Below are 26,418 nucleotides of genomic sequence, written 5' to 3'. Positions count from 1 at the left end.
CTTGTCGGAGTCATAGCCGCGATCGGCCAGCAGGATGCAAGGCTCCGGCAGGTTGTCGTCCATGACCAGATCAAAGCCCAGGTAGTCCGATGTCTGGCCCGGCGTGATGTCCGACCTCATTGGCAGCCCGGCAGCATTGACGCGCAGGTGGACCTTGGTCGTGAAACCACCTCTTGAACGGCCAAAACCCTGTCTTGGAGTCCCCCTTTTGCGCCCGCTGCCTGATGATGGGCGCGGATCACGGTGCTGTCGATCATCTGGAGCGCATCCGGCACGATCCGACTTTCGTTCAGCGCTTCGAGGATCTGCTCCCACAACCCCGCCAGGGTCCAGCGCCGGAACTGGCGGTAGACACTGGACCACTTCCCGAACTCTTCTGGGAGGTCGCGCCAAGGAGAGCCGGTCCGCGCGATCCAGAAAATCCCATCAAGAACAAGGCGGTGATTTGCGGGCTTGCGCCCGTTCGGGGCGCGCACGGCCAGAATGAAGCGCTCATGAAACGCCCATTCCTCGTCCGACATCAGGTCTCGTGCCAAGCTGGTCTCCATTGCAGGTACCAGCTTGAATCACGATCAGGCCACCCTGTGAATCCCTTTTGTCAACACCACCTACGTAGGCCAATCCTAATCTGTATTCTTGAGTCCTCATTGCAAATATCTCTAGCTGCATTAACAAGAGCAGAAATATTATGGATATCTTCTTGACTGGCAGATCACCCCCGATCAAGATCGTCAATATATACCCTTATCCTATTGTCTCTCAAGAAGCTTTGACGCAAGTTTATTATATCAGGGTCGGGATCATGATTAATTTTATCGGAAAAATAGCGAGTCAATGAAGTCATTAAGTTTCTGGCAGATGCTGCAACCGCTTAATTTATCGTGGGCGGTTTTCCTGCTTGCAAAGCCTCAAATGATTTTTCTGCAATAGCTTTCAGAATTAGCTTCTTAAAGTTAGAAATCTTCTCTATGAAATTGCTGGCGCTATGGTCTTTCAGCACAAGATCATTAGGCTGGATCTCCAAAGAGAGAATGCCATTTTCAACATCCTCAATGTGAGACATTCTGAGCAAGGCACTTTTACCAATGCCCTTGTGGCCCACTAAAATTCTTAAAGGCAAGTCAGCTCTAATATTTTCATAGGTTTTATTTTTAAAGAAATAGGTCTTCAATCTCCGTGGGTCGTCGTCCTCAGCGGTATCGGTGCCAAAGATCTGTCTTATCTGTGCATCATCAAATTTCATTTTTGCCTCCAGAATTTATAAAGAATAGACTCCATCTGGCTTGTCAAGGCCTGAAGCTCGCGTGGGGTGGCTTTGCCCCACTATTTCCCTACGCTGCCGCCAAGCGGTAGCAAGCGTAGGGTGCGTGCTTGCACGCACCACTCCGACCTCATCCCTTGCGCAACGGTGCGTGCAAGCACGCACCCTACGCCAGCTTTCCGGCGGCTTTATCCCGGCGGAATGATGAATACGGCCAATTCTGGGGCTGATCCACCAACCCATGCTTCACCGGGTTCCACCAACAATTACCGCATATGCGCCGCGTGATCAGCGTCATTGCGGATGTGATGCTCGTAAAACCGCCGCTGCCAGATGCCGCGTTCCTGCCGCGCCACAGGGCTGTCGCGCAACTGCCCCACCGGCAAACCCCGAGAGAACCGCGCCTTGTCCGCGCCCCACCGGACGCCGTAACCACAATCCTCTTCCGGCAAGCGCCAGATGCCATGCAGGTGATCCGGCAGCACCACCCACGCCTCGATCTCGAACTGCCGTTCCGCCGGCGTCACCCTTACGGCATCGCACAAAGCATCGACCTGTCCCACCAGCCGCCGACTGCCGCGCTGCGCCAGGGCAACGGTGAAGACGATCGGAACGCCGGGCAGGCGAGGGCGGAGATAGGGCGACATGCCCCATCGTCACGCAAGTCGGTTAACAACTGGGATATGATCCCGATCAAGGCGCCTGCGCCCGAATCGTGCCATCGCTCAGCCGAACCATGTTCGGAGATCACGATGGCCCGTCTTTTCATGCTCTTGTTGTCGATCGTCATGACCACGCTGGCGGGGATAGGCATTGTTGCCGTGCTGGCGATGGGGCTCTATGACTGGAAATCCATCCTGGCCGCAGCCGTGGCCGGCGCGGTGCTGGCGCTGCCAGTCACCTGGCTGGTGACCCGGCGCCTGCAGCAGGCCGGCTGACCCTCCCGACCGCGAAAGCCCGACAGGCGCAGCCTACCATCTCCGCCCCTTGGCCGCGCCGGGAAACCACAGCGCCAGCCAGCTCTCGATCCACAGCCTTTGCCAATCCAGCAGCATCTGGCGCTGGCTTTTCTGCATCTCGGCCATGATCTGGCCGCGCGCCGGGGCCATCAGGCCATTGGCCGCGGACAGCCAGGCGCTCATCCAGGGGTTCTTCATCGGGTTTCCGTCCTCTTGCGGCAGGGCTCACGGGATCAATCCCTGCCGCCGGCCGGAGTTCCCGGCTCAATACGGCGTCGGCGTCACCGCTGGTCCCGGAGGCGCATAGCTGCCGACCTGGGTCTGGCTTTCCGCCGCTTGCTGCGTCAGCAGCGCGCCGGCGGTCTGCATGTCGCGGCCGGCGCCCTGCATGGTCTCGCAGCCGGCAATCGCGGTGACAGCCACGAATGCGGCCAGTGGGAAAATCCTGCTCATCTCGCCCCTCGGGTCTTTGTTGCTTATGCCGGCGCAGCCTAATGCAGGAGACGCCGCGCGACAGCACACGGAAACGCGAGACCGGGCAATGCCCCCCGCATCGGCAACTTGTTGCCAAGGGAACGGTGCACGAACGGTGGACGCGCGGTGCATGGCCCGTGCATCGCCGGTGCCATGAAAAAGGCGGCCGGGAAGGCCGCCTGCGGGCTCGTCCGAGCCGCGAGCTACAGCCCCTGCGACTGGACCTCGTGGCTTTCGCGCGATACCGCCTGTCCGGCGGCCTGCATGTCGCGGCCAGCGCCCTGCACGGTCTCGCAGGCGGCCAGCGCCAGCAGGGCAAGGATCGGGGTCAGCTTCATCATCCGGCGCATCTGTCACTCCTGAGAAAAAGATGGTGTGTTCAAAGCCATAACGCCCCCTGTCCCACATTGTTCCCGGCCGGTTAACCTCCTGTTAAGGCTTGGCGTGCAATCTGGCGCGCATGCGTATCCTGATGATTCTGCCGCTTTTCCTGCTCGCCGCCTGCGCCTCGCCGGCCCCGCAATTCATCGGCGCCGAGCGCCATGACATCACCCTGGACGGCATCCGCTTCGCCGTCTTCCAGAAAGCGACCGAGGCCGAGGTGATCCGCCTCGGCTATCTGACCCGCAGCCAGCGCGCCCCGGTGCCCGAACTGATGGTCGCGGCGGTCGAGCGTATCACCGGCTGCCGGGTGATCCCGAACAGCCTGCGCAGCCGCATCCCCGGCGACACCGGCGAGGCACGGGTCGCGCTGCGCTGCGACAGCGGCTGAGGCGCTCAGGCCAGGAAGGCCTCGACGGCGGCGGCGACCTCGGCCGGCCGGTCGGCGTGCAGCCAATGCCCGGCGCCCGCGATCACGCGGATCTCGGCCTGCGGGAAATGGCGCCGGATCGCCTCGGCCTGCGGCGCGCGACAATAGTCCGATTCGGCGCCGGCCAGGAACAAGGCGGGGCCGTCAAAGCCGCCCGGCGCGATCTCGGGCCAGCCGACCAGCAAGGGCATCTGGTCGCGCAGGGCGTCCAGGTTGAACTTCCAGCGCGGCGGATCGGCCTTCAGGTCCAGCGATTGCAGCAGAAAGGCGCGCACGCCCGGGTCCGAAACATGCGCGGCCAGCCGGGCATCGGCGTCCGAGCGCAGCCGCAGGCCGGTCAGGTCCACCGCCTGCATGGCATCGACAAGGTCGGTCTGGCTGTGACCATAGGCGAAGGGGGCGATGTCCATCACCACCAGCCGCCGCACCCGCTCGGGCCGGGTCAGCGCCAGCGTCATCGCGGCCTTGCCGCCCATGGAATGGCCCAGGACGTCGGCCTTGCCGCCGCTCGCCTCGATCACCCGGGCGAGGTCCTGGGCCAGTGCCGGATAGCTGTGGTCGGGGTCGTGGAAACTGTCGCCGTGATTGCGCATGTCGACCGAGATCACCCGCCGCGTCTCGGCCAGCCGACGGGCGAGCCCGCCGAGATTGCGCCCGGATCCGAACAGCCCATGCGCCAGAAGCACCGGCGGCAGGCTCGAATCCACCCCTGTCTCGATCATGTTCAGCATCATGGCGGCACCCTAACGCCACTGGCGAAGCGGCGCCAGAGGCGCTAGCCTTGCATCAAAGAGGGACGCGCAATGGGGATCGAGGATATCCGGCCGATGGCGGACGAGGTGGCGAGCCTGCTGGCGGCCCGTTTCGGCGGCCTGCGGCGCGGCCAGCAGGCGGAACTGGGCGACATGCTGCGCAAGCGCGGCGGCGCGCTGCCGCGCCGGCTGCGGCGCGAGGCGCGCTTCCTGCAGCAGGCCGACCGCATGGCGGGCCAGCCGAAGCTGGCGCGGCAGGTGGATTTCGCCCGGCTGGACCATGCGCACCGGGCGCTGACCGGCTATCTGCGGCCGCTGGGCCAGGGCCGGCGGCTGCAAGGCGGCGCGGTCGGAGTGGCGGCGAGCGTGGTCCTGGGCCTGCTGGTGCTGGGGGGCGTCGCGGTGTGGATCCTGCTCCAGCGCGGGTTGATCTAGGCGCGCCGGCACTGTTTGCCGCCTTCCGAAAGACATGCTTCCGCCCAAGGCGCCTTGGCTGACGGGATCCGCGCGATGCAACTTGCGGCGTGCCGGACGGCCATCCAGGCCGTGGCACCCCGTTCGAAGCGCCGGGACAGGTCGGGCAGGTCCGAACGAAGCGGGGGACAAACCGATCAGCACCGGCGCCGAAGCGCCGCGCCACCGAGGCCTGACATCCCGGGACCGGCGGCCGAGCGGCGGCAGGGCGCGCAGGATCGGGCGCCGCCTCTCTCCGGGCCAGCCGCCGGCCGATGCCGGGCCGTCCCCCTGCAGCCGACGGCTTGACCCGCCCGCCCCGATCGGCCACCCCTTGCAGACCGCAGCCTCGAAGGTCCGCATGACCCGCACCATCCTTGCCAATGCCCGCCTGATCCTGCCCGACGCCGTGATGCCCGGCGCCGTGATCCTGCAGGGCGGCACCATCGCGGCGATCACCCCGGGCCAAGGCGTGCCGCCCGGCGCCATCGACCTGGCCGGCGATTTCCTGGCCTCCGGCATGGTCGAGCTGCATACCGACAACCTGGAACGCCACATGCGGCCGCGTCCGGGCGTCGACTGGCCGCATGCCGGCGCCATCCTGGCCCATGATGCCGAACTGGCGGCCTGCGGCATCACCACGGTCTTCGACGCCATGCGCGTCGGCTCGATCCCGAACGAGGCGCCGGATGCCGATTACGACAAATATGCCCGCGCGCTCGCGCATGAGCTGGCCGAGATCCGCGCGCGCGGCGTGCTGCGCATCAGCCATCTGCTGCATCTGCGCGCCGAAATCTGCTCCGAGACCCTGCTGGCCGAGCTTGACGAATTCGGCCCCGGCGACCGGGTCGGCATCATCAGCCTGATGGACCACACCCCCGGCCAGCGCCAGTTCCGCGACATCTCGAAACTGGCGCAATACGTGCAGGGCAAATACAAGCTCGGCGACGCGGAATTCGCCGCGCATGTCGCCCGGCTCAAGGCGCTGCGCGCCCGCCACGGCGACGCCCATGAGGCGGCGGCGGTGCAGATCGCGCATCGGCTGGGCGCGGTGCTGGCCAGCCATGACGACACGACGCCCGAGCATGTCGCGACCTCGGCCGGCCGCGGCGTGCGGCTGGCGGAATTCCCCACCACGCCCGAGGCGGCGGCCGCCTGCCACGCCCATGGCATCATGGTCATGATGGGCGCGCCGAACCTGATCCGGGGCGGCAGCCATTCCGGCAATGTCCCGGCCGCCGAGCTGGCGCGGGCCGGGCACCTGGACATCCTCAGTTCGGACTACGTGCCCTCGGCCCTGCTTGCCGGGGCGCTGATCCTGGCGCGGATCTGGGACGACCTGCCGCGCGCCATGGCGACGGTGACGGCCAATCCGGCCGCCGCCTCGGGGCTGTCCGACCGCGGCCGGCTGGAGCCGGGGCTGCGCGCCGACCTGATCCGGTTCGCCATGATGGATGACATCCCGGTCATGCGCGAAACCTGGGTGCGCGGTCGCCGGGTCTGACTGCATATCTTCGTTAATTCGCAGATTGATTGACCTGGATCAAGCCGCACGCCCTGCCTCCGGCCTAGCCTTTCGCGACAGCAAAGGAGAGCAAGCATGGTCTACCAGGCCAGAATCGACGATATGCGCGCCGAGTTGCGGGTGATGAGCAAGGCGATTCCCGATGCCATGAAGGGCTTCGGCGCCCTGTCGAAAGCCGTCCACGACAGCGGCGCGCTGGAGGTCAAGGTCAAGGAGATGATCGCGGTCGGCATGGCCGTGGTGCAGCGCTGCGAACCCTGCATCCTGTTCCATGTGGAGGCGCTGATGAAGGCCGGCGCCACGCGCGAGGAGTTTTGCGACGTGATCGCCATGGCCGTGCAGATGAGCGGCGGGCCGGGCGTCATGTATGCCGCCCATGCGCTGGCCTGCTGGGACGAGCTGGCAGCGGGGTGATGCTTCCCGCCGCCGCCGGTCTCAGGTGATGACGTCGGGCTCGGCCCGGCCGGTGCGGGCGCGGATGCCCGCGAGTTCGTCGGCCAGCCGGATGATTGCCGCCAGCGCCTGCTGCGGGTCGTCCTGCATCCGGGCCGGGTCGGTCTCGACCCGCTCCAGATAGACGCGCAGGGTCGCGCCCTCGGTGCCGGTGCCGGACAGGCGCAGCACGATGCGCCCGCCGCCCTCGGTCATGATGCGCAGGCCCTGGCGCTCGGTGCGCGAGCCGTCGACCGGGTCGTCATAGGCGAATTCATCGGCCGCCTCGATGCGCAGCCCGGCGATGGTCTGGCCGGGCAGATCGGCCAGGCGCGCGCGCAGGGCATCGACCAGCCCGTTCGCGGCCGCGGCATCCACCGCCTCGTAGTCGTGCCGGGAATAGTAGTTGCGGCCGTAGCGCGCCCAATGGTCGGCCATGATCTCGGCGACCGGCTGCTTGCGTTCGGCCAGCAGGTTCAGCCAGAACAGCACCGCCCAGAGCCCGTCCTTTTCCCGCACATGGTCCGAGCCGGTGCCGGCGCTTTCCTCGCCGCAGAGCGTGGCCTTGCCGGCATCCAGCAGGTTGCCGAAGAACTTCCAGCCGGTCGGCGTCTCGTAGCAGGCGATGCCCAGGCTCTCGGCCACCCGGTCCAGCGCGCGCGAGGTCGGCATCGACCGCGCCACGCCCTTCAGCCCACCGACATAGGCCGGCACCAGCGTCGCATTCGCCGCCAGCACCGCCAGGCTGTCCGATGGCGTGACATAGGCGCCCCGGCCGACGATCATGTTGCGGTCACCGTCCCCGTCCGAGGCGGCGCCGAAATCGGGCGCGTCCGGCCCGAACATCTCGTCCATCAGCGGCTTGGCCCAGATCGGATTCGGGTCGGGATGGCCGCCGCCGAAATCGGGCTGCGGCTCCGCGTTCACCACCGAGCCCGGCGCGGCGCCCAGCTCTCCCTCCAGGATCGCCTTGGCATAGGGGCCGGTCACGGCATGCATGGCGTCGAAGCGCAGCCGGAAGCCGCCGGCGAACAGCGCGCGGATCTTGGCGAAGTCGAAGATCTCGCGCATCAGCGCGGTGTAGTCGGCGACCGGGTCGACCACCTCGATCTGCATCCCGCCCAGCGCGGTCGTGCCCGGCTGCGACAGGTCCACGTCCTGCGTTTCGAAGATCCGGTATTCGGTCAGCGTTTTCGTCGCCTCGAAGATCTTCTCGGTCACGCCCTCGGGCGCGGGGCCGCCGTTCGCCATGTTGTACTTGACGCCGAAATCCTCGTCCGGGCCGCCGGGGTTGTGGCTGGCGGACATGATGAGGCCGCCGTCCGCCCCCCGCAGCCGGATCAGGTGCGAGGCGGCCGGGGTCGAGAGCAGCGCGCCCTGCCCGACGATCACCTTTTTCGCCCCCGAGGCCGCCGCCATGCGCAGGATAACCTGCGCGGCGCGGTCGTTGAAATAGCGGCCGTCGCCGCCCAGCACATAGGTCTTGCCCTGGGCGCCGCCGGTGCCGTTCCAGATCGCCTGGACGAAATTCTCGAGGTAATGCGGCTGCATGAAGACCGGGGTCTTCTTGCGCAGGCCCGAGGTGCCGGGCTTCTGGCCCTCGATGGGCTTGGTCGGCACTGTCTGAACGCTCATGAATCCTCCTGACGTTCGTTGTCGCGCATGATGCTGGCAGTTCGCGCCACGTTGGGCAAGGCGGCGAAATCCGCCGCCGGCACCGGCAGGCGCATTTGCCAGTTCGGATATTCCGTCGTGGTGCCCGGCAGGTTCGGCTGCTCGGCCAGGTCCAGCAGCACCTCGGCCTGCACCGCCACCAGCCGGGACGGCGTGCGGGCCAGGAAGCCGTGCAGCGCGTCCATGCCGGGGTCGGGCAGCAGCGCGTCGAAGCCCGCCACCTCTGCGCCACGCTCGGCCAGTTGCGGCGCCGGGTCGTTACCCGACAGCCGGGCCCGGGCGGCGATGTCGCAGCCCTGGCGCCAGCCGCGCCAGGTCGGCAGGTCATGGGTCGAGAAGCTGGCGATGGCGTCGCGGTCATAACCCTCGGCCGGGCGGAAGTGGGGCGGCTGCCAGCCCTCGCGCTCGAACATCGCCACGCGGCAGCCCAGCACGCCCGAGCCGGCCAGCGCGGCGCGCAGCCCCTCGGGGATATTGCCCAGGTCCTCGCCGACGATGACGGCCCCGGCGCGGGCGGCCTCGATGCGCACCACCGCCAGCATGGCGTCGCGCGGCATGGCGACATAGGCGCCGGGTGCGGCCTCGGGCACCCAATAGGCGCGCTCGAAGCCCAGGATATGGTCGATGCGCAGGGCGCCGGCGAATTGCAGCTGGCGCCGCAGCGTCTCGGCCAGCGGCGCATAGGCCTGCGCGCGCAGCCCCAGCGGGCTGAAGGGCGCCAGCCCCCAGTTTTGGCCATCGGCCGAAAACGCGTCCGGCGGCGCGCCGAGCGAGGCGCCGAAGGCGAAGCTGGCGCGATCCTCCCAGGTCTCGGCGCCGAAGGGATGCGTGCCGACGGCAAGGTCCAGGTATAGCCCATGCGCCATGCCCGCGCCGCGCGCCGCCCGGCCCGCCGCCGCCAGGGCCGTCTCGGCGCGCCATTGCAGCCAGGCGTGAAAGCGCATCTCCTGGGCCAGTTCCGCCCGCGCCGCCAGCGAGGCCGGCGTGTCGGGCGAGACATGCGCCGCCGGCCAATCGCCCCAGAAGGCGCCGAAGCGCTCGGACAGCGCCTGGTGCAGGGCGAAGCGTTGCAGGCTTTCGCCCTGACCCGCTTGCCAGGTGTCGAACGCCGGATCGCCGGTGAAAGCGGCGAATTCCCCGCGCAGCGCCGCCATGCGGGCGGGAATGTCGCGGGCGTAATCGACCAGCGGGCCGGGCGTGCCCTGCCCGGCCGCGATATGGATCACGTTCAGCCGCCGGCGATGCGAGGGCGTATAGGGACTGAAAAGCCAGGGCACGGTCGGGAAACCGGCATGGACCGGGTTGATGCCCAGGAAGGCCGCCCCCTGCCCGGCCATGCCCACGGCCAGCCGGCCGAGGTCGTCATAGCTGCCGATGCCGCTGGCCGAGAGCCCGTAAAGCGGCGTGACCAGCCCCCAGCAGCGCCCGGGTTCCGGCAGGCGCGGCGGCGCGGCCAGCAGAGTGAAGTCGCGGCCACCCGCCTGCAGGCGGTGGATGCCCAGCGGCAGCGCGGGCAAAGCGCCGCTGCCTTCCAGCTGGGTGCCGTCCTCGAAGCTCAGCTGCCATGCGGCGGGGGCGAGGTCGGGCGCCGCCCCGGCCTCGCAGATCACGTCCTGCGGCAGCAGGTCGGCGTGGGCGTCCAGCGCCGCCTGCGCCTCGGGCTCGCCGGGGACCGACAGGCCCATGGCGGCCAGCAGCGCGACGGCGCTTTCGACCGAGGTCTCGCGCCATTGGCCGGTCAGGTCGTGAAAGCCCGGCAGCACGCCCATGCGGGCCGCGAGTTGCAGCCGCGCGTCAGTCATCGTCGCGCTCGAGGTCGAAGGCCAGCACGCAATGCCCGTCGATGCGCATCGGCGCGCGCCCGACCACCTGCGGCACCAGGCCGGGGCGGCTGCTGTCCAGGTGCAGCCGCCAGCGCCAGCCCGTCGGGGGATCGGGCGGCACCAGGTCCAGCGCCGCGCCATTGTTGAAGACCAGGAAGATCGCCTCCTCGCGTTGCGCATATTCCGGGGTGCCGGCGGCGATGCGCAGTTCGGCGCAGAGCACGCGCAACTCGGGGTTGCCCCAGTCGGCGGGAGTCATCTCCTCGCCATCGGGGCGCAGCCAGAACAGGTCGGGCAGGCCGTCGACCAGCCGGGTGCGCGAATGCAGGAAACGCTTCTGGCGCAGGATCGGATGGGCGCGGCGAAAGGCGATCAGCCGGGCGGTGAAGTCCAGGAAACCCTGGTCCGCCGCGTCCCAATCGACCCAGCCGATGGCATTGTCCTGGCAATAGGCATTGTTGTTGCCCTGCTGGCTGTTGCCAAGCTCGTCGCCGGCCAGCAGCATCGGCGTGCCCTGCGACAGGAGCAGCGTCGCCAGCATATTGCGCCGCCGCCGGGCGCGGGCCTCCAGGATGGCGGGATCGTCGCTCGCGCCCTCGACGCCCATGTTGTCCGAGAAATTCTCGGAATGGCCGTCGCGGTTTCCCTCGCCATTGGCCTCGTTGTGCTTGGTGTCGTAGCTGACCACGTCCATCAGCGTGAAGCCGTCATGCGCGGTCAGGAAATTCACCGAACTGGTCGCCGGCCGCCCGGAATGGTCGAATTGCACGGCCGAGCCTGCCATGCGGTCGGCAAGCTCGGGCACCTGCCGCGCATCGCCGCGCCAGAAGCGGCGGATGCCGTCGCGATACTTGTCGTTCCATTCCAGGAAGGGCGGCGGGAAGCCGCCCAGCTGATAGCCGCCCGGCCCGATGTCCCAAGGCTCGGCGATCAGCTTCACCCGGGTCAGCACCGGATCCTGCCGGATCGCGTCGAAGAACGAGGCGCTGCGGTCGAAGCCGCCCCGCGCCCGCCGCCCCAGCGTCGCGCAAAGATCGAAGCGGAAGCCGTCGACATGCATGACCTCGACCCAATAGCGCAGGCTGTCCATGACCATGCGCAATACCATCGGGTGATTCACGTTCAGCGTGTTGCCGGTGCCGGTGTCGTTGATGTAATAGCGCGGATCCTCCTGCAGCCGGTAATAGCTGCGGTTGTCGAGGCCGCGGAAGCTCAGCGTCGGGCCCATCTCGTTGCCCTCGCCGGTGTGGTTGTAGACCACGTCCATGATGACCTCGATGCCGGCGGCATGCATGCGGGCGACCATGTGCTGGAACTCGGCGATCTGGCCCTTGGCCAGATAGCGCGGGTCGGGGGCGAAGAAGCCCAGCGTCTGGTAGCCCCAATAGTTCACCAGCCCCTTTTCCACCAGGAAGCGGTCGTTCAGGAAGGCCTGCGCCGGCAGCAGCTCCAGCGCGGTGATGCCCAGGCGTTGCAGATGCTCGATCACCGGGTCCGAGGCCAGGCCCAGGAACGTGCCGCGATGGGGCACGTCGGGATGCCCTTCGGTCAGGCCCTTGACATGCGCCTCGTAGATCACCGTGTCGGCGATGTCGTGGCGCGGTGGCTGGTCGGTGCCCCAGGAAAAGGCCGGATCCTCAACCACGCAGCGCGGCATGTGGCGGGCGCTGTCGCGCTTGTCGAAGCTGAGGTCGGCCTCGGGCGCGCCCACGGTATAGCCCATCAGCGCGTCGTGCCAGGCCGGATGCCGGGTCAGCCGCTTGGCATAGGGGTCGATCAGCAGCTTGTGATAGTTGAAGCGGTGGCCTTCGGCGGGCGCATAGGGGCCGTCGGCGCGCAGCCCGTAAAGCTGGCCCGGACGCAGCCCCGGGACATAGCCGTGCCAGACGTCGCCGTCGCGTTCCGGCAGGTCCAGCCGATGCGCCTCGGTCCGGCCGTCGGCACCGAACAGGCACAGCGTCACCCGCGTGGCATGCTGCGAGAAGGCGGCGAAATTCACGCCCTCGCCGTCGAAGGTCGCGCCCAAGGGATCGGCGCGTCCGGCCAGGATCCGCAGGTTCGGCATCAGCGGGTCATGGTCCTGAAGAGTTCGGCATAGGCGGCGGCCGAGGCGTCCCAGCCCACCGGCTGCGCCATGGCGGCATTCGCCATGCGGCTCCAGACCCGGGGCTGGCGCCACAATTCGCAAAGCCGGCGCAGCGCGCGGGACAGGGCGCTGGCATCGACGGGGTGGAATTGCAGCCCGGTCGCCACCCCCGCCGCCAGCCCGGCGGCCGAGGCGTTGATGACCGTATCGGCCAGCCCGCCGGTCAGCGACACCACCGGCAGCGTGCCGAAGCGCAGCCCGTAAAGCTGGGTCAGCCCGCAGGGCTCGAACCGCGACGGCACCAGGATCGCGTCGCCGCCGGCGATCATGCGATGGGCCAGCGCCTCGTCATAGCCCAGCCGCAGGCCGACGCCGGGATAGCGCTCGGCCGCATTGCGAAAGGCCGATTCCAGCGCCGAGTCGCCCGAGCCCAGCACCGCGAGCTGCCCGCCGCAGTCCAGGAGCGTGGGCAGCGCCTCCAGCAGCAGGTCCAGCCCCTTCTGCCCGGTCAGGCGCGAGATCACCACGCAAAGCGGCCCGTCCGCCTCGGGCAGGCCGAATTCCTTGCGCAGCGCCCGGCGCAGCGGCGCCTTTCCGGCGGGCTGGTCATAGGGCGGCTTCCAGGCCTCCAGGTCGATGCCGTTCAGGATGCCGGTGAAATCGCCGGCCCGGTCCGCCAGCACGCCCTCCAGCCCCATGCCGAAGGCGGGCGTCAGCAGCTCCTCGGCATAGGTCGGGCTGACGGTCGAGACCTTGTCGGCAAAGACGATCCCCGCCTTCAGCGCCGAGATCTTGCCCCAGTATTCGAAGCCCTGCGGATTGAACAGATGCGCCGGCAGTTGCAAAGCGCCCAAGAGATGCGCCGGCGCCAGGCCCTGGAAGGCGATGTTGTGGATGGTCAGCAGCGTCTTCACATCGGCCACGCCCAGCTGGAGCAGATAGACCGGGGTCAGCCCGGCCTGCCAGTCGTGCAGATGCAGGATCTGCGGGCGCCAGCCCTCGATCCCCTCGGCGGCGATCAGCGCGGCGGCGCGATCCAGCGCCGCGAAGCGTTGCGGGTTGTCGGGCCAGTCCTTGCCGTCGGGACCAAGATAGATCGTGCCGTCGCGGGCATAGAGATGCGGCGCATCCAGCAGATAAAGCACCGTCTTGCCCAGGGTGCCGCGCAGGATGCGCGCCGGGCCGCCGAACAGGTCCGGGATCTGGCGCAGGGCCTCGGCTGCGGATTGCGCGGCCAGGACGGCCGGATAGCCGGGCAGGATGGTCCGCATCTCGACGCCCTGCCCGGCCAGCGCGGCCGGCAGCGCGCCGGCAACATCGGCCAGCCCGCCGGTCTTGACCAGCGGCACGCATTCCGAGGCGACGGACAGAACCCTCATGAAGACGCTTCCCTTCGATCCAGCATATCCTGCGTGATCAGCGTGACGCCGCCTTCGGACACGCGGAACCATTTCGCGTCTTCCTCGGGGTCTTCGCCGACGATCAGGCCTTCGGGGATTCTGACGCCGCGGTCAATGACCACATTGGTCAGCCGCGCATGCCGCGCGACATTGGCATAGGGCAGCACCACCGCGCCCTCCAGGCTGGCATAGGAATTGGTGTGAACCTGCGTGAACAGCAGCGACTGCCGGATCTCGGTCCCCGAGATGATGCAGCCGCCCGAGACCAGCGAGCTGACGGCGCTGCCGCGGCGGTCGGGCTCGTCATGGATGAACTTCGCCGGCGGCACCACCTCGGAATAGGTCCAGATCGGCCAGTCGCGGTCCCACAGGTTCAGTTCCGGGTTGAAATCGGTCAGGTCGATATTGGCGCGCCAGAAGGCATCGACCGTGCCCACGTCGCGCCAATAGACCGGCTCGCCCGGCGCCCGCACGCAGCTGTCGGTAAAGCGATGCGCCTGGGCCTTGCCGCCCTTGACGATGGCCGGGATCAGGTCGTTGCCGAAATCATGGCTGGAGTTCTCGTCCTGCATGTCGCGGATCAGGAGGTCGCGCAGGAAGTCCCAGCGAAAGACATAGATCCCCATCGAGGCCAGCGTCACATTCGGATCGTCGGGGGTGCCGGGCGGGTCCTTGGGCTTTTCCAGGAAGCTGGTGATGACGTCGTTTTCGTCGATCGCCATGACGCCGAAGGCCGAGGCCTCGGCCCGCGGCACGGTCAGGCAGCCGATGGTGACATCCGCCCGCGCCTGGACGTGGTGGCGGATCATCAGCTCGTAATCCATCTTGTAGATATGGTCGCCGGCCAGGATCAGCACGTAATCGACGCCGTAGCTGTCGATGATGTCGATGTTCTGCGCCACCGCATCCGCCGTGCCGCGATACCACATCGATTCGTCATAGCGCTGCGAGGCGGGCAGGATGTCGAGGAATTCGTTGCGCTCGGCCCGCAGGAAGTTCCAGCCGCGCTGGACGTGGCGGATCAGGCTGTGGGCCTTGTATTGCGTGGCCAGCGCCATCTTGCGGATGCCCGAGTTCAGCGCATTGGATAGCGCGAAGTCGATGATCCGCGACTTGCCGCCGAAATAGACGGCCGGCTTGACGCGGCGGTCGGTCAGTTCCCGCAGGCGCGAGCCGCGCCCCCCGGCCAGAACGAAGGCCATGGTTCGTCTGGAAAGCCTCTCCTCACGCGGTGCCATCTCAATCCCTCCCTGATGCCCGGCCAGGACCGGGCGTGAAAGCGTCAATCGGTCGTCTGGTCGTCCTTGATGAAGATCACGGTGGAAAGCGGCGGCAGCACCACCGCGGCATGGGCCGGCTGGCCGTGGCTGTCGCCGGGCTTGGCGGTGATGCGGCCCAGGTTGCCGCGACCGCCGCCGCCATAGCTTTCGCCGTCGCTGTTCAGCGCCTCGCGCCAGACCCCGGGCTGCGGAAAGCCCAAGACATAGGCCGGGCGCTCGATCGGGGTGAAATTGCAGGCCACCACCACCTCGGGGTCGCCCGGGTTGCCGCGCCGGATCCAGGCATAGACGGAATGGTCGGCGTCATTCGCCTCGATCCACTGGAAGCCGCCGCCGTCGCAATCCCGGGCATAAAGCGCCGGCGTCGCGGCATAGAGCCGGTTCAGGTCGCGGACGAAGCCCTGCATGCCGTAATGCAGCGGATTGCCCAGGCAGGCCCAGTCGATCTCGGCATCGTGGTTCCATTCCGCGCCCTGGGCGAATTCCTGGCCCATGAACAAGAGCTTCTTGCCCGGATGGCCCCACATGAAACCGTAATAGGCGCGCAGGTTGGCGAATTTCTCCCACGCGCTGCCGGGCATGCGGGCCAGCATCGAGCCCTTGCCGTGCACCACCTCGTCATGGCTGATCGGCAGGATGAAATTCTCGGAAAAGGCGTAGTGCAGGCCGAAGGTCATCTGGTGGTGATGGTGCCGGCGATGGACCGGGTCGCGGCCCATATAGTCCAGCGTGTCGTTCATCCAGCCCATGTTCCACTTGAAGCCGAAGCCCAGGCCGCCTTCATGCACCGGCGCCGAGACCTTGGGATAGCTGGTCGATTCCTCGGCCACCGTCATGATGCCCGGCGCCTCGCCATAGGTCAGGCGGTTCATCTCTTGCAGCATGGCGATGGCTTCGTAATTCTCGCGCCCGCCGTGCTTGTTCGGAACCCACTCGCCCTCGGCACGGGAATAGTCGCGATACAGCATCGAGGCGACCGCATCGACGCGCAGCCCGTCGACATGATATTCCTGCAGCCAATACAAGGCGTTGGCGGTCAGGTAGTTCATCACCTCGGCGCGGCCGTAATTGTAGATCAGCGTGTTCCAATCCTGGTGAAAGCCCTCGCGCGGATCGGCATGCTCGTAAAGCGCGGTGCCGTCGAACCGCGCCAGCCCGTGCGGATCGGTCGGGAAATGCCCGGGCACCCAGTCGAGGATCACGCCCAGCCCCGCCTTGTGCGCCGCGTTCACCAGGTCGCGGAACTCGTGCGGCGGGCCGAAGCGGATCGTCGGCGCGAACAGCCCCACCGGCTGATAGCCCCAGGAGCCGTCGAAGGGATATTCGCTGATCGGCAGCAGCTCGATATGGGTAAAGCCCATGCCCTTGGCGTATTCGACCAGCTCGACCGCCGCCTCCTTGTAGGAGATCGGCCGGCCGCCGTCCTTCCTGCGCCAGCTGCCCAGATGCACCTCATAGATGCTGATCGGCCGGTCGCGGCGCTGCGCCTCGGCCCGCGTGCCCATCCAGCCGCCGTCCGACCAGCCATAGCCCGCGATGTCGCGCACGACCGAGGCCGTGGCCGGCGGATGCTGCGCGCCGAACCCCACCGGATCCGCCTTTTGCGCCAGGCCGCCATAGGCGCCCATGATCTCGTATTTATAGGCGGTGCCCTCGCCCAGGCCGGCCATGAAGATTTCCCAGACGCCGGTAGCGCCGCGCCGGCGCATGACGTGGCGCCGGCCGTCCCAGGCGTTGAAATCCCCGATCAGCGAGACGCGGCGCGCATTCGGCGCCCAGACCGCGAAATGCGTGCCGCGCACGCCCTCATGCGTGATGACATGCGCGCCGAGCACGGTCCAGAGCCGGCGATGCGTGCCCTCGCCCAGCAGGTATTCGTCCATCTCGCCCAGCACCGGGCCGAAGCGATAGGCATCCTCGACCAGCCATTCCTGGCCCGCGCTGCGACCGCGCAGCAGATAGGGCCCGGCGCCGGGCACCTTGCCGGAAAACAGCCCCGGCCAGCCCTCGACCGGCGCCAGCGGATGCGCCTTGCCCTCGACCACGGCCGCCATCTCGGTGGCGCCGGGGTCGAAGGCGGTGACCTGCCGGACGCGGCCGCGCTGGTGCGGCCCCAGCACGGCAAAGGGGTCGTCGAAGCGGCCCTGCACGATCCGATCCAGGATCGCCCTGTCCGCCACAATCTCCGGGTCGCTCGCTGCCATGGTATCCCCCTTCGCGTGGCGCCGCCGCCGTCATTCCTGGCCGAGCAGGCTCCGCGCGCCCCAGATGTCCTGCATGTAGCCCCGGATCGTGCGGTCGGACGAGAACCAGCCCGAGCGCGTCATGTTCCAGGCCGCCATCCGCGCCCAGCCCTCGCGGTCGGCATAGGCGAAGTCGACCTCGCGTTGCGCCCGCCAGTAATCGGCGAAATCCGAGGCGACGAGGAAATAGTCCGACTGCGTCAGGTTCTGCACGATGCCGGCATAGCGATCGGGCTCGCCCGGGCTGAAGGTGCCGCTGCGGATCGCCTCGATGGCGCGCGACAGGCGCGGATCGCCCGCCACCGCCTTGGCGGCATGGTCGGGCACGGTGCGGCGCGCCTCGGCCTCTTCGGCGGTCAGGCCGAACAGGAAGAAATTCCGCGCCCCGACCCGCTCGCGGATCTCGACATTGGCGCCGTCCAGCGTGCCGATGGTCACCGCGCCGTTCAGCGCCAGTTTCATGTTGCCGGTGCCCGAGGCCTCTTTCCCGGCGGTCGAGATCTGTTCCGACAGATCCGCCGTCGGAATCAGCCGCTCGGCCAGGGTGACGTTGTAGTTCGGCAGATAGATCACCTGCAGCTTTTCATTCGTCGCCGCATCGGCGTTGATGACGGCGGCCACGTCGTTGATCAGCCGGATGATGTCCTTGGCGAAGAAATAGCCCGGCGCCGCCTTGCCGCCAAAGATCTTGACCCGCGGCGTCCAGTCCGAGGACGGGTTCTCGCGCATCTCCTGCCACAGCGCGATGGCTTCCAGGATGTTCAGGTGCTGGCGCTTGTATTCGTGTATGCGCTTGATCTGGATGTCGAAGATCGCCTCGGGGTTCAGCATCAGCCCGTGCTCGCGCGCCACCCAGTCGCAGAGATCGGCCTTGTTGTCGGCCTTGACCCGGGCGAAGCGCGCCAGCCAGCCGGCATCCTCGACCAGCGGCTCCAGCCGCGACAGCTGCTCGAGGTCGGCGACCCAGCCCTCGCCGATGCTTTCGGTGATCAGCCGAGACAGCCGCGGGTTGCAGCTGTGCAGCCAGCGGCGCGGGGTGACGCCGTTCGTCTCGTTCACGATGCGGTCGGGCCAGATCCGGTTCTGGTCGGCAAAGACCGTAGTCTTCATCAGCCCGGTATGCAGCGCCGAGACGCCGTTCACCCGATTCGACATGATGAAGGACAGCTCGCCCATCCGCACCTTGCCGTCGCTGCGCGCGGCATTCCTGCGGTCGGGATGGGCCTTGGCGTCCGCCTCGTCGATGCGGTCGATGATCTGCAGGTGGCGCGGCAGCAGGCTGGCGAACAGCGCCTCGCCCCAGCTTTCCAGCGCCTCGGGCAGCAGGGTGTGGTTGGTATAGTTGACGCAGCCGCGGGTGATCCCGACCGCCTCGTCGAAGGGCAGGCCGCGTTCGTCATGCAGGATGCGCACCAGTTCCGGCGCGGCGACCGCCGGATGGGTGTCGTTCATCTGGATCGCCACGCGCTGCGGCAGCAGGCGCAGGTCGGTGTGGTCCTGTTCGAACCGGCGCAGGATGTCGCGGATCGAGGCGGCCGAGAAGAAATATTCCTGCGTCAGCCGCAGCCGCTTGCCCTTTTCGGTCGAATCCTCGGGGTAGAGCACGCGCGAGATGGTGCGGGCCAGCGCCTCGGCCTCGGCGGCGGCGGCGAAATCGCCGGCGTTGAAGCGCGCCAGGTCGAAGGGATCGACCGCCCGCCCGGCCCAGAGCCGCAGCGTATTGGCCCAACCGCCCCTCCAGCCGACGACCGGCGTGTCGAAGGCCTCGGCCTGGACGAAATCCTCGGGCTGCCACAGCGCCTTGCCGTCGCGGGTGACGACCTCGCCGCCGAAGCCCAGGGTAAAGCGGGATTCGGGACGCTCGAACTCCCAGACGTTGGGCTGGCGCAGCCAGTCCTCGGGCGCCTCGTGCTGGCGGCCATCCACGAAACTTTGCCGGAACAGCCCGTTTTCGTAGCGGATGCCATAGCCATAGGCCGGGCAGCCCAGCGTCGCGAGCGATTCCATGAAGCAGGCAGCCAGCCGGCCCAGCCCGCCGTTCCCCAGCGCCGCGTCGGGTTCGTCGCGCAAGACCGCGTCCCAGTTCAGGCCAAAGCCCTCGATCGCCGCCCGGGCCTGGTCGGCCAGCTGCAGGTTGGCGATATTGTCCTCGAGCAGCCGGCCGATCAGAAACTCCATCGACAGGTAATAGACGCGCTTCGGATCGGCGCGATAGGTGCGGCGGGTCGAGTCCATCCAGCGGTCGACGATGCGGTCGCGCACCACATGGCTCAGCGCCAGCCGCCAGTCGAAGACCTGCGCATGTTCGGGATCCTTGCCCAACGTATAGGTCAGATGCCGCAGGATCGCATCGCGGAATTCGGTGGTGGGCATATCCTTGGCCATTCGCTACCTGTCAAAATCAATACGCCAGCGCGCGCCGGCGCCCCAAGCCAAGTCTGCTTAAAGCACCAGCGAGCGCAACCCGCGCAAGGAAAAATGTTAGCGTTAACCGGAATTCTGCCCGGCGTGGCATGGCTGCGTCAGCGGATTTTCCGCCGCCGGGCTGAAATCACTCGAGGTTTGGCCGGTAAACAAAAGGCAATGCGGGATATTCCCAAGGCGCCGGATTTCCGCTCAGAAATCCAGCCCCAGGTCCAGCGTGCGGGCAGAATGCGTCAGCGCGCCGACCGAGATGTAATCCACCCCCGTCGCCGCCACCTCGGCCACCCGGCCGAGTCGCATGTTGCCCGAGGCTTCCAGCACCAAACGGCCGGCATTCATCGCCACCGCCTCGGCCAGCGTCGGCGTCTCCATATTGTCCAAGAGCACGACATCGGCGCCGCCCTCGTCCAGCACCTCGGCCAGCTGGTCGAGGCGGTCGACCTCGATCTCGACCCGCATCATATGCGAAGCGCGGGCCTTGACCGCCGCCAGCACCGGCCGGATGCCGCCCGCCGCCGCGATGTGGTTGTCCTTGATCAGGATGGCGTCCGACAGGCTGAAGCGGTGGTTGAAGCCGCCGCCATGCAGCACCGCCTGCTTTTCCACCAGCCGCAGGCCCGGCGTGGTCTTGCGGGTGCAGGTGATGCGGGCTTTCGTGCCCCTGGTCGCGGCCACGAACGCGGCCGTCATCGTGGCGATGCCGGTCAGCCGGCCGGCAAAGTTCAGCGCCACCCGTTCCGCCGACAGGATCGAGGCCGCCTCGCCCGCGATCTCGGCCAGCACGGCGCCCTTGTCGAAACGCCCGCCATCCGCAACCAAGGCGCGGAATTGCAGCGACGGATCGACCAGCCGGAAGGCGATGGCCGCCAGTTGCATCCCCGAGGCGACGCCCGGCTCGCGCGCGACGATGCGGGCGGTATAGTTCGTGCCGGCGGGGATCACGGTGCGGGTGGTGATGTCGCCATAGGTGCCCAGATCCTCGGCCAGCGCGGCGCGGATCAGCGGTTCCAGGACCAGGTCGGGCAGCGGGGGCATCGCGGTCATGTCGTCTCCGGTTCAAGGCGGGCGCGGATCGCCAGCGCCTCGGCAAGCCGCAGGCGCGAGCGGCGGGGCGTGGCGTCGGTCTGCGGGAAGTCGCTGCGGCAATGCGCGCCCCGGCTTTCGCGCCGCATCAGCGCGGCAGCGGCGATCAGCGTGGCCGTCGCCGTCATGTTGAGCAGCGCCGGGCAATCGGGCTGGGCGGCCTCGACGGCGGCGATCTCGCGCAGGCAGCGGGTCAGGCCCGCGGCGTCGCGGACGACGCCGGCGCCCGCCGTCATGGCCTGGCGCAGCCGGGCGACCAGCGCCGGGTCGGGTCCCGGCGCGGGGGCCAGCTCGGGCAGCACCACCGGCGCGGCATCCCCGGCCTCGGGCAGCGCCGCCTCGATCGCAAGCGCGCAGCGGCGGGCATAGACCAGCGCCTCCAGCAGCCCGTTCGAGGCCAGCCGGTTCGCGCCATGCAGCCCGGTCGAGGAGGCCTCGCCGCAAACCCACAGGCCCGGCAGGCTGGCCCGGCCATCCGCGTCCACCGCCACCCCGCCCATGTGGTAATGCGCGGCGGCCGCCACCGGGATCTGGGACCGGGTGGGGTCGATCCCCGCCCGGGCGCAGGCCCCCGCCACGGCCGGAAACTCGGTCAGGATGCGCGGCCCCAGACAGGTGCGCGTGTCCAGCGCCGGCCGCAGCCCGGCTTGCGTCTGGGCATAGATCGCGCGCGCCACCACGTCGCGCGGCGCCAGTTCCGCATCGGGATGCAGCGCCAGCATGAAGCGCTCGCCCAAGCGGTTGACCAGATGCGCGCCTTCGCCGCGCAGGGCCTCGGTCGCCAGCGGCGCCGGATCCTCGCCGCAGTCGATGGCGGTCGGGTGGAACTGCACGAATTCCGCATCGGCGATCACCGCGCCCGCCCGCGCCGCCATGCCGATCACCTGGCCGCGGATGCGCGGCGGGTTGGTGGTCAGCGCGTAAAGCCCGCCCGAGCCGCCGCCGGCCAGCAGCACCGCCGGCGCCCGGATCAGCACCGGCACCGAGCCCTGCGGCCCGGCCTGCGTCACCTCGACGCCCGCCACGCGGCCCGCCTCGACGCGCAGGCCGGTGGCCATCACGCCCTCCAGCACCTGCACCGAGGCCGTCTCGCGCACCTGGGCGACCAGCGCCCGCATGATCTCGGCCCCGGCCTGGTCTCCGCGCACCCGGACCACGCGGGCAAAGCTGTGCGCCGCCTCGCGCGACATGACATAACCGCCATCCGGCTTGCGGTCGAAGGGCGTGCCGAGCCGGGTCAGATCCAGGATATGCGCGCGCGCCTCTTCGGTGACCAGCCGCGCGACATGCGCGTCCACGGTGCCCGCGCCGGCGCGCAAGGTGTCGCGGGCATGCGCCTCGGCCGAATCGGCCGGGTCCATCGCCGCCGCCACGCCGCCCTGCGCCCAGGCCGAGCTCGCGCCCTGCCCCAGCACCTCGGGCGAGATCATCAGCACCGGGCGCGGCGCCAGCTTCAGCGCCGCGTAAAGAGCGCCGAGGCCCGCGCCGACGATGACCACGCGCCCCGTGGCAAGCGTGGCCATGCTCACGCGGCCAGCCTGCGCGACAGGTCGATCATGCGCTGCACGGCGCGGCGGGCCGGTTCGGCGACGGCCGGGTCGACCTCGACCACGCCGGTCATGGAATGCAGCGACCACAGCACCTTTTCCAGGGTGATCTTCTGCATATAGGGGCACATGTTGCAGGGCCCCAGGAACTCGACCCCCGGGTTCGCGTCCGAGATGTTCGAGGCCATCGAGCATTCCGTCACCAGCATGACCTGCTTCGGCTGCTCGGCCGTCACCCAGTCCTGGATATTCGCGGTCGAGCCGGCGTAATCCGCCTCGGCCACCACCTCGGGCGGGCATTCGGGATGGGCGATGATCTTCAGTCCCGGGTTCCAGTCGCGGAAGTCGCGCAGGTCCTGCGCCGTGAACTGCTCGTGCACGATGCAGGCCCCGTCCCACCAGACCACGCGCTTGTTGGTGACCTTGTTCGCCACGTTCTGCGCCAGCCACTTGTCGGGCGTCATGATGACCGTGTCGCCCTCGAGCGCCTGGACGATCTGCACCGCGTTCGCGCTGGTGCAGCAGATGTCGGAGGCGGCCTTCACCTCGGCGGTGGTGTTGACGTAGCTGACCACCGGCGCGCCCGGATAGCGTGCGCGCATCTCGGCGATGCCCGCGGCGGTGATGCTTTCGGCCAGCGAGCAGCCCGCCTCCATGTCCGGCATCAGCACGGTCTTTTCCGGGTTCAGGATCTTCGAGGTCTCGGCCATGAAATGCACGCCGCATTGCACGATGATGTCGGCCTCGACCTCGGTCGCCTTGATCGCCAGGTGCAGGCTGTCGCCCACCACGTCGGAAATCCCGTGATAGATCTGCGGCGTCATGTAGTTATGCGCCAGCACCACGGCATTGCGCTGCTTCTTCAGCGCGTTGATGGCGCGGACATAGGGGGCGTGGATCGCCCAGTCCGGCCAGGGCATCACCCGGCCCATGCGGGCATGGATGTCGGCCATCGACTGCGCGAGCTCCAGCGAGGGCTCGAGATCGTAACAGGCGGCAAGCTCGCCCCGAATGGTCGTCAGATCGAGCATGATATCCCCCCGGCTCTGCCCGCGTCGCAACGCCCCCTGCATATAGCGCTGCCGGGCCCTGATGCCAGAGCCGCCGGGGACGTGATGCGCGGTTCCTAAAGGAAGCATGACGCTGGGGCAACGGCATTGCCGGCCGCCCGGCCCGGCCGGCGCGATTTTCCCGGGCGCATTGCCCGCAAAACCGGCAGGCGGTCAGCCGGCCCAGGTGGCCGGCATCAGCCCGCGCAGCGCGTTCCCGACCCACAGCCGTACGCGCGGCAGGTCGTCGCCCGCCAGCAGTTCCTCGCGGCAGGCGCGGCTCGCCAGCATCTCGGCCCGCAGCACGCCGTCGAGCAGGCCCGAGGCCAGCGGCGGCGTACAGAGCCCCTCGCCCCGGTCGAAGAAAACCGTGGTGATGGTGCCGTCGCAGACCTCGCCGCGCTGGTTCAGGAAGATCGCCTCATGGATGCCTGGCGGCAGTGCGGCACGGGCGGCGTCGTAATGCGCCCGCCGCGTGGTTTTCAGCCGCAGCCAAGGGTCGTCCGCGTCCAACCGCGCCCCGGCCAGCGCCAGGTGCCACAGCGGCGGCGAAGGCGGCAGCGCGGCCTGCGTCACCGCGACGCGGCCCGCGCGGTCCAGCGTCAGCCGCAGCCGGGCGGGCTGGCCTTTCGGGCCGGTCAGCGCCGCGCCGGCCTGGGCCGTATCGCAGGGCCAGCCCAGCGCCCGGGCGCCGCGCGCCAGCCGTGCGAGGTGGCCGGCCAGCCGGGGACAGCCGGCGCCGTCCCACAGCGCGGTCTCGATCAGCCTCAGCTGCGGGTCGTCAGATCCTGCGCGTAACGGGCTTTCCACAGCGCCTCCTCCCATTCGCCATCGGCGGTCGAATCCTGCACCACGCCGCCGCCCACGTTCAGCGTCACCGCGCCGTCCGGCCAGACCGACAGCGTGCGGATCGCGACCGAGAAGGCGGCCGCGCCATCGGGCGCCATCCAGCCGATCGCGCCGCAATAGACGCCGCGCGGGAAAGGCTCGACCTCGCGGATGATCTGCATGGCGCGGATCTTGGGCGCGCCGGTGATCGAGCCGCAGGGAAACAGCGCCCGCATCATCGCGCCCAGATCGGCCGGCTGCGCAAGCTGGCCCACCACGCGCGAGCTCATCTGGTGCACGGTGGCGAAGCTGTCCACGGCGAAAAGCTCGGGCACCCGGACCGAGCCCACGCGCGAAATCCGGGCGATGTCGTTGCGCAGCAGGTCCACGATCATCAGGTTCTCGGCCCGGTTCTTTTCCGAACCCGCGAGCCCCGCCGCCAGCGCCGCATCGCGCGCCGGGTCGGGGTCGCGCGGCGCCGTGCCCTTCATCGGCCGCGCCTCGATCCGGCGCTGCGCGTCGAGGCTGAAGAACAGCTCGGGCGAGCGCGAGACCACGACCGGCCCGGTGCCCATGTCCAGATAGGCGCCGTAGCCGACCGGCTGGCGCGCCGCCAGCGCCGCATAAAGCTGCCAGGCCGAGCCATGCCGCAGCTGCGCCTGCAACGGAAAGGTCAGGTTGATCTGATAGCAATCGCCGGCCGCGATATAGTCCAGCGTACGCGCAAAGGCCTTGCGATAATCCTGGCGGGAAATCATCGGGCTTAGCGGAGAAAGCTCGATGCCGTCGAAGTCCGGCAGGACCGGCGCCGGCTCGGGCCCGTCATAGGCGGCAAAGGCGATCAGCGGCGTGCGCCGCGCGGGCGGCATGGCCTCGGCCAGCACCGGCTCCAGTGCATAGCCCAGCTCATAGGACAGATAGCCCGCGATCCAGGCGCCCTGCCGGCGCAGCGCCTCGAGCCGGGCAAGCGCCGGCGCCGCCGCCTCGGGCCGCTCGACCAGCACCAGGTCGCGCGGCTGCCGGAACAGCGCCGGCTGCCCGCCGGGACCGAATTCGCAAAGGATCACACCCGCCTCCGTTCTCGCGGCGCGGATTAGCACGGCGGCCGGCCCGCGAACAATGGGGCATCAGCCCGAGGCGAGCGGCATCGAGAAGGTGAAGCGCGTCTCGGCCTCGGACGATTGCACGCTCAGCGACCCGCCATGCGCCCGCGCGATCTGCGCGGCGATGTAAAGCCCCAGTCCCAGCCCGCCATGGACCGCGCCGTCCTGGCGGAAATACGGCTGGAACAGCCGCTCCTGCGCCTCGGCCGGGATCGGCTGGCCGCCATTCGCGACCGAAAGCTCGAACCGCCCGGCCACGCTGGCGGCGCTGACGCGGATCGGCGTGTCGGGGCAGCCATGCGTCACCGCATTGCCGAGCAGGTTGGAAAACATCTGCGCAAAACGCAGCGGGTCGACCGCCGGCTCGGCCGCGATGTGCAGGTCGGTCTCGATCCGGCGCTCGGGATGGGCGCGGGCGATCTCGTCCAGCACCGCGCCCAGCGTCCGGGTCAGCGGCACGTCGCTGGCCGGGTCGATGCGGATGCCGCCCGCCAGCCGGCCGCGCGCCAGGTCCAGCAGGTTCTCGACCAGCTGGGCCATGCGCTCGGTGGTCTGGCGCATGGCATCGACCAGCTCGCGCTGCTCGTCGTCCAGGTTGCCGCGGCCCAGGATATTGGTGCCGGCCCGCAGCGCCGCCAAGGGATTGCGCAGGTCGTGGCCCAGCACGGCCAGGAACTGCTCGCGCAGCCGGGCGGTCTCGCGCGTTTCGGCCAGCTCCTGCCGGCTGGCCCGCAGCGCGCGGCGATCCTCGATATGGCGGGCGATGAGCTGGGCGAACAGCCCGAACAGGCCGGGCACGGCGCTGTCGCGCAGCCGGTTGGGGCGGGCGTCGAAGCCGCAGAGCGTGCCGAAGACCAGGCCGTCCGGCAGGGTGATCGGCACCGAGATATAGCTGACGATGCCGTATTGTCCCGGCAGCGGGTGCACGGAATAGACCGGGTCGTTCGGCGCATCGTCGAAGATCACCGCATCGCCGGTTGCGCAGACGCCCTGGCAGAAGGTCTGCGCCAGCGGCAGCTCGGTGCCGGACGCCAGGCCGAAGCCGATCCGGTCCCGGGCATTGCAGGCCATCCAGCGGTCGCGGGTGACATGCGCCACGGCGACGACGCCCAGCCCGGTGAGCTGGCAGATGACCTCGAGAATCTCGTCGATGGCGGCGATGTCCGCGACCTCGGCCGCCCAGTCCTCAACACTCACCGACACGTCATCCC

At 68.6% G+C, this 26,418-nt stretch carries 24 protein-coding genes and 1 pseudogene; 5 read left to right on the top strand and 20 right to left on the bottom strand.

Features of this window, described 5'->3' with window-relative positions:
* The 3 genes and pseudogenes from ASV56_RS01085 to ASV56_RS01080 all read right to left on the bottom strand — a co-directional run.
* Positions 1-548: pseudogene (locus ASV56_RS01085) on the bottom strand (IS5 family transposase); the annotation flags it as partial.
* Between the two features lie 323 nt (positions 549-871).
* On the bottom strand, positions 872-1,243 hold the full coding sequence (locus ASV56_RS23335; RefSeq protein WP_156429037.1) for an ORC-CDC6 family AAA ATPase: 372 nt from the start codon (positions 1,241-1,243) through the stop codon (positions 872-874).
* Positions 1,244-1,527: 284 nt separating this feature from the next.
* Positions 1,528-1,908: an REP-associated tyrosine transposase gene (locus tag ASV56_RS01080; protein ID WP_253879808.1), complete on the bottom strand. Its 381-nt coding sequence runs from the start codon at positions 1,906-1,908 to the stop codon at positions 1,528-1,530.
* Between the two features lie 105 nt (positions 1,909-2,013).
* On the opposite strand from ASV56_RS01080, the gene ASV56_RS01075 reads away from it, so the two are divergent.
* On the top strand, positions 2,014-2,199 hold the full coding sequence (locus tag ASV56_RS01075; protein WP_062562181.1) for a hypothetical protein: 186 nt from the start codon (positions 2,014-2,016) through the stop codon (positions 2,197-2,199).
* A gap of 33 nt (positions 2,200-2,232) precedes the next feature.
* Here the strand turns inward: ASV56_RS01075 and ASV56_RS01070 are convergent, their stop codons facing one another.
* From ASV56_RS01070 to ASV56_RS01060, 3 genes are all read right to left on the bottom strand, one after another.
* A complete protein-coding gene (locus ASV56_RS01070) occupies positions 2,233-2,418 on the bottom strand; it encodes a hypothetical protein (protein ID WP_062560427.1) in 186 nt (61 codons plus the stop codon).
* 66 nt (positions 2,419-2,484) lie between these two features.
* Positions 2,485-2,673, bottom strand: a complete 189-nt coding sequence (locus tag ASV56_RS01065; protein WP_062560426.1) for an entericidin A/B family lipoprotein — start codon at positions 2,671-2,673, stop codon at positions 2,485-2,487.
* A 224-nt stretch (positions 2,674-2,897) separates the two neighbouring features.
* Positions 2,898-3,035 carry an entericidin A/B family lipoprotein gene (locus tag ASV56_RS01060; RefSeq protein WP_018000300.1) on the bottom strand — a complete coding sequence of 46 codons (138 nt, stop codon included), beginning with the start codon at positions 3,033-3,035 and terminating at the stop codon, positions 2,898-2,900.
* Positions 3,036-3,166: 131 nt separating this feature from the next.
* Between ASV56_RS01060 and ASV56_RS01055 the strand changes: the two genes are divergently transcribed.
* Positions 3,167-3,466, top strand: a complete 300-nt coding sequence (locus ASV56_RS01055) for a hypothetical protein (protein ID WP_253879806.1) — start codon at positions 3,167-3,169, stop codon at positions 3,464-3,466.
* 5 nt (positions 3,467-3,471) lie between these two features.
* Here the strand turns inward: ASV56_RS01055 and ASV56_RS01050 are convergent, their stop codons facing one another.
* Positions 3,472-4,236, bottom strand: a complete 765-nt coding sequence (locus ASV56_RS01050) for an alpha/beta fold hydrolase (protein ID WP_062562180.1) — start codon at positions 4,234-4,236, stop codon at positions 3,472-3,474.
* Positions 4,237-4,308: 72 nt separating this feature from the next.
* Between ASV56_RS01050 and ASV56_RS01045 the strand changes: the two genes are divergently transcribed.
* From ASV56_RS01045 to ASV56_RS01035, 3 genes are all read left to right on the top strand, one after another.
* On the top strand, positions 4,309-4,692 hold the full coding sequence (locus ASV56_RS01045; RefSeq protein ID WP_062560424.1) for a hypothetical protein: 384 nt from the start codon (positions 4,309-4,311) through the stop codon (positions 4,690-4,692).
* 379 nt (positions 4,693-5,071) lie between these two features.
* Complete coding sequence (locus ASV56_RS01040; protein WP_062560423.1) at positions 5,072-6,214, top strand: alpha-D-ribose 1-methylphosphonate 5-triphosphate diphosphatase; 1,143 nt, start codon at positions 5,072-5,074, stop codon at positions 6,212-6,214.
* Between the two features lie 96 nt (positions 6,215-6,310).
* Entirely contained in the window at positions 6,311-6,649 is a 339-nt protein-coding gene (locus tag ASV56_RS01035; protein ID WP_062560422.1) for a carboxymuconolactone decarboxylase family protein, read from the top strand.
* Between the two features lie 21 nt (positions 6,650-6,670).
* Here the strand turns inward: ASV56_RS01035 and ASV56_RS01030 are convergent, their stop codons facing one another.
* From ASV56_RS01030 to ASV56_RS00970, 13 genes are all read right to left on the bottom strand, one after another.
* The gene (locus ASV56_RS01030; protein WP_062560421.1) at positions 6,671-8,302 is read right to left on the bottom strand and encodes an alpha-D-glucose phosphate-specific phosphoglucomutase; all 1,632 of its coding nucleotides are present in this window, start codon (positions 8,300-8,302) and stop codon (positions 6,671-6,673) included.
* Positions 8,299-10,143, bottom strand: coding sequence for a 4-alpha-glucanotransferase (malQ, locus tag ASV56_RS01025; protein WP_062560420.1), 1,845 nt, complete (start codon positions 10,141-10,143; stop codon positions 8,299-8,301). The genes ASV56_RS01030 and malQ overlap by 4 nt, the downstream gene beginning before the upstream one ends.
* The gene (glgX, locus tag ASV56_RS01020; protein ID WP_062560419.1) at positions 10,136-12,229 is read right to left on the bottom strand and encodes a glycogen debranching protein GlgX; all 2,094 of its coding nucleotides are present in this window, start codon (positions 12,227-12,229) and stop codon (positions 10,136-10,138) included. The genes malQ and glgX overlap by 8 nt, the downstream gene beginning before the upstream one ends.
* Positions 12,229-13,629, bottom strand: coding sequence for a glycogen synthase GlgA (glgA, locus tag ASV56_RS01015; RefSeq protein WP_062560418.1), 1,401 nt, complete (start codon positions 13,627-13,629; stop codon positions 12,229-12,231). The genes glgX and glgA overlap by 1 nt, the downstream gene beginning before the upstream one ends.
* On the bottom strand, positions 13,626-14,888 hold the full coding sequence (gene glgC, locus ASV56_RS01010; RefSeq protein WP_082724687.1) for a glucose-1-phosphate adenylyltransferase: 1,263 nt from the start codon (positions 14,886-14,888) through the stop codon (positions 13,626-13,628). Before glgC ends, glgA begins: the two co-directional genes overlap by 4 nt.
* 44 nt (positions 14,889-14,932) lie before the next feature.
* A complete protein-coding gene (gene glgB, locus ASV56_RS01005) occupies positions 14,933-17,134 on the bottom strand; it encodes a 1,4-alpha-glucan branching protein GlgB (protein WP_062560416.1) in 2,202 nt (733 codons plus the stop codon).
* 30 nt (positions 17,135-17,164) lie between these two features.
* Positions 17,165-19,558, bottom strand: coding sequence for a glycogen/starch/alpha-glucan phosphorylase (locus tag ASV56_RS01000; protein ID WP_062560415.1), 2,394 nt, complete (start codon positions 19,556-19,558; stop codon positions 17,165-17,167).
* 231 nt (positions 19,559-19,789) lie between these two features.
* On the bottom strand, positions 19,790-20,641 hold the full coding sequence (gene nadC, locus ASV56_RS00995; protein ID WP_062560414.1) for a carboxylating nicotinate-nucleotide diphosphorylase: 852 nt from the start codon (positions 20,639-20,641) through the stop codon (positions 19,790-19,792).
* Entirely contained in the window at positions 20,638-22,203 is a 1,566-nt protein-coding gene (locus ASV56_RS00990; RefSeq protein WP_062560413.1) for an L-aspartate oxidase, read from the bottom strand. Before ASV56_RS00990 ends, nadC begins: the two co-directional genes overlap by 4 nt.
* A 2-nt stretch (positions 22,204-22,205) precedes the next feature.
* Positions 22,206-23,258: a quinolinate synthase NadA gene (gene nadA, locus ASV56_RS00985; protein WP_062560412.1), complete on the bottom strand. Its 1,053-nt coding sequence runs from the start codon at positions 23,256-23,258 to the stop codon at positions 22,206-22,208.
* A 192-nt stretch (positions 23,259-23,450) separates the two neighbouring features.
* Positions 23,451-24,086, bottom strand: coding sequence for an aminotransferase class IV family protein (locus ASV56_RS00980; protein ID WP_062560411.1), 636 nt, complete (start codon positions 24,084-24,086; stop codon positions 23,451-23,453).
* The gene (locus tag ASV56_RS00975; RefSeq protein ID WP_062560410.1) at positions 24,044-25,171 is read right to left on the bottom strand and encodes an aminodeoxychorismate synthase component I; all 1,128 of its coding nucleotides are present in this window, start codon (positions 25,169-25,171) and stop codon (positions 24,044-24,046) included. Before ASV56_RS00975 ends, ASV56_RS00980 begins: the two co-directional genes overlap by 43 nt.
* Positions 25,172-25,231: 60 nt before the next feature.
* The gene (locus tag ASV56_RS00970) at positions 25,232-26,410 is read right to left on the bottom strand and encodes a GAF domain-containing sensor histidine kinase (RefSeq protein ID WP_062560409.1); all 1,179 of its coding nucleotides are present in this window, start codon (positions 26,408-26,410) and stop codon (positions 25,232-25,234) included.
* Positions 26,411-26,418 lie beyond the last annotated feature (8 nt).

This window comes from Paracoccus aminovorans, assembly GCF_001546115.1.
Lineage (GTDB): Bacteria > Pseudomonadota > Alphaproteobacteria > Rhodobacterales > Rhodobacteraceae > Paracoccus > Paracoccus aminovorans_B.
The sequence above is the reverse complement of the archived record's forward strand: the minus strand, read 5'-3'. Positions and strand labels throughout refer to the sequence as shown.

Coding starts and splice junctions, on each gene's coding strand:
- ASV56_RS23335 (WP_156429037.1), bottom strand. CDS start 1,243: ATGAAATTTGATGATGCACAGATAAGACAGATCTTTGGCACCGATACC.
- ASV56_RS01080 (WP_253879808.1), bottom strand. CDS start 1,908: ATGTCGCCCTATCTCCGCCCTCGCCTGCCCGGCGTTCCGATCGTCTTC.
- ASV56_RS01075 (WP_062562181.1), top strand. CDS start 2,014: ATGGCCCGTCTTTTCATGCTCTTGTTGTCGATCGTCATGACCACGCTG.
- ASV56_RS01070 (WP_062560427.1), bottom strand. CDS start 2,418: ATGAAGAACCCCTGGATGAGCGCCTGGCTGTCCGCGGCCAATGGCCTG.
- ASV56_RS01065 (WP_062560426.1), bottom strand. CDS start 2,673: ATGAGCAGGATTTTCCCACTGGCCGCATTCGTGGCTGTCACCGCGATT.
- ASV56_RS01060 (WP_018000300.1), bottom strand. CDS start 3,035: ATGATGAAGCTGACCCCGATCCTTGCCCTGCTGGCGCTGGCCGCCTGC.
- ASV56_RS01055 (WP_253879806.1), top strand. CDS start 3,167: ATGATTCTGCCGCTTTTCCTGCTCGCCGCCTGCGCCTCGCCGGCCCCG.
- ASV56_RS01050 (WP_062562180.1), bottom strand. CDS start 4,236: ATGCTGAACATGATCGAGACAGGGGTGGATTCGAGCCTGCCGCCGGTG.
- ASV56_RS01045 (WP_062560424.1), top strand. CDS start 4,309: ATGGGGATCGAGGATATCCGGCCGATGGCGGACGAGGTGGCGAGCCTG.
- ASV56_RS01040 (WP_062560423.1), top strand. CDS start 5,072: ATGACCCGCACCATCCTTGCCAATGCCCGCCTGATCCTGCCCGACGCC.
- ASV56_RS01035 (WP_062560422.1), top strand. CDS start 6,311: ATGGTCTACCAGGCCAGAATCGACGATATGCGCGCCGAGTTGCGGGTG.
- ASV56_RS01030 (WP_062560421.1), bottom strand. CDS start 8,302: ATGAGCGTTCAGACAGTGCCGACCAAGCCCATCGAGGGCCAGAAGCCC.
- malQ (WP_062560420.1), bottom strand. CDS start 10,143: ATGACTGACGCGCGGCTGCAACTCGCGGCCCGCATGGGCGTGCTGCCG.
- glgX (WP_062560419.1), bottom strand. CDS start 12,229: ATGCCGAACCTGCGGATCCTGGCCGGACGCGCCGATCCCTTGGGCGCG.
- glgA (WP_062560418.1), bottom strand. CDS start 13,629: ATGAGGGTTCTGTCCGTCGCCTCGGAATGCGTGCCGCTGGTCAAGACC.
- glgC (WP_082724687.1), bottom strand. CDS start 14,888: ATGGCACCGCGTGAGGAGAGGCTTTCCAGACGAACCATGGCCTTCGTT.
- glgB (WP_062560416.1), bottom strand. CDS start 17,134: ATGGCAGCGAGCGACCCGGAGATTGTGGCGGACAGGGCGATCCTGGAT.
- ASV56_RS01000 (WP_062560415.1), bottom strand. CDS start 19,558: ATGGCCAAGGATATGCCCACCACCGAATTCCGCGATGCGATCCTGCGG.
- nadC (WP_062560414.1), bottom strand. CDS start 20,641: ATGACCGCGATGCCCCCGCTGCCCGACCTGGTCCTGGAACCGCTGATC.
- ASV56_RS00990 (WP_062560413.1), bottom strand. CDS start 22,203: ATGGCCACGCTTGCCACGGGGCGCGTGGTCATCGTCGGCGCGGGCCTC.
- nadA (WP_062560412.1), bottom strand. CDS start 23,258: ATGCTCGATCTGACGACCATTCGGGGCGAGCTTGCCGCCTGTTACGAT.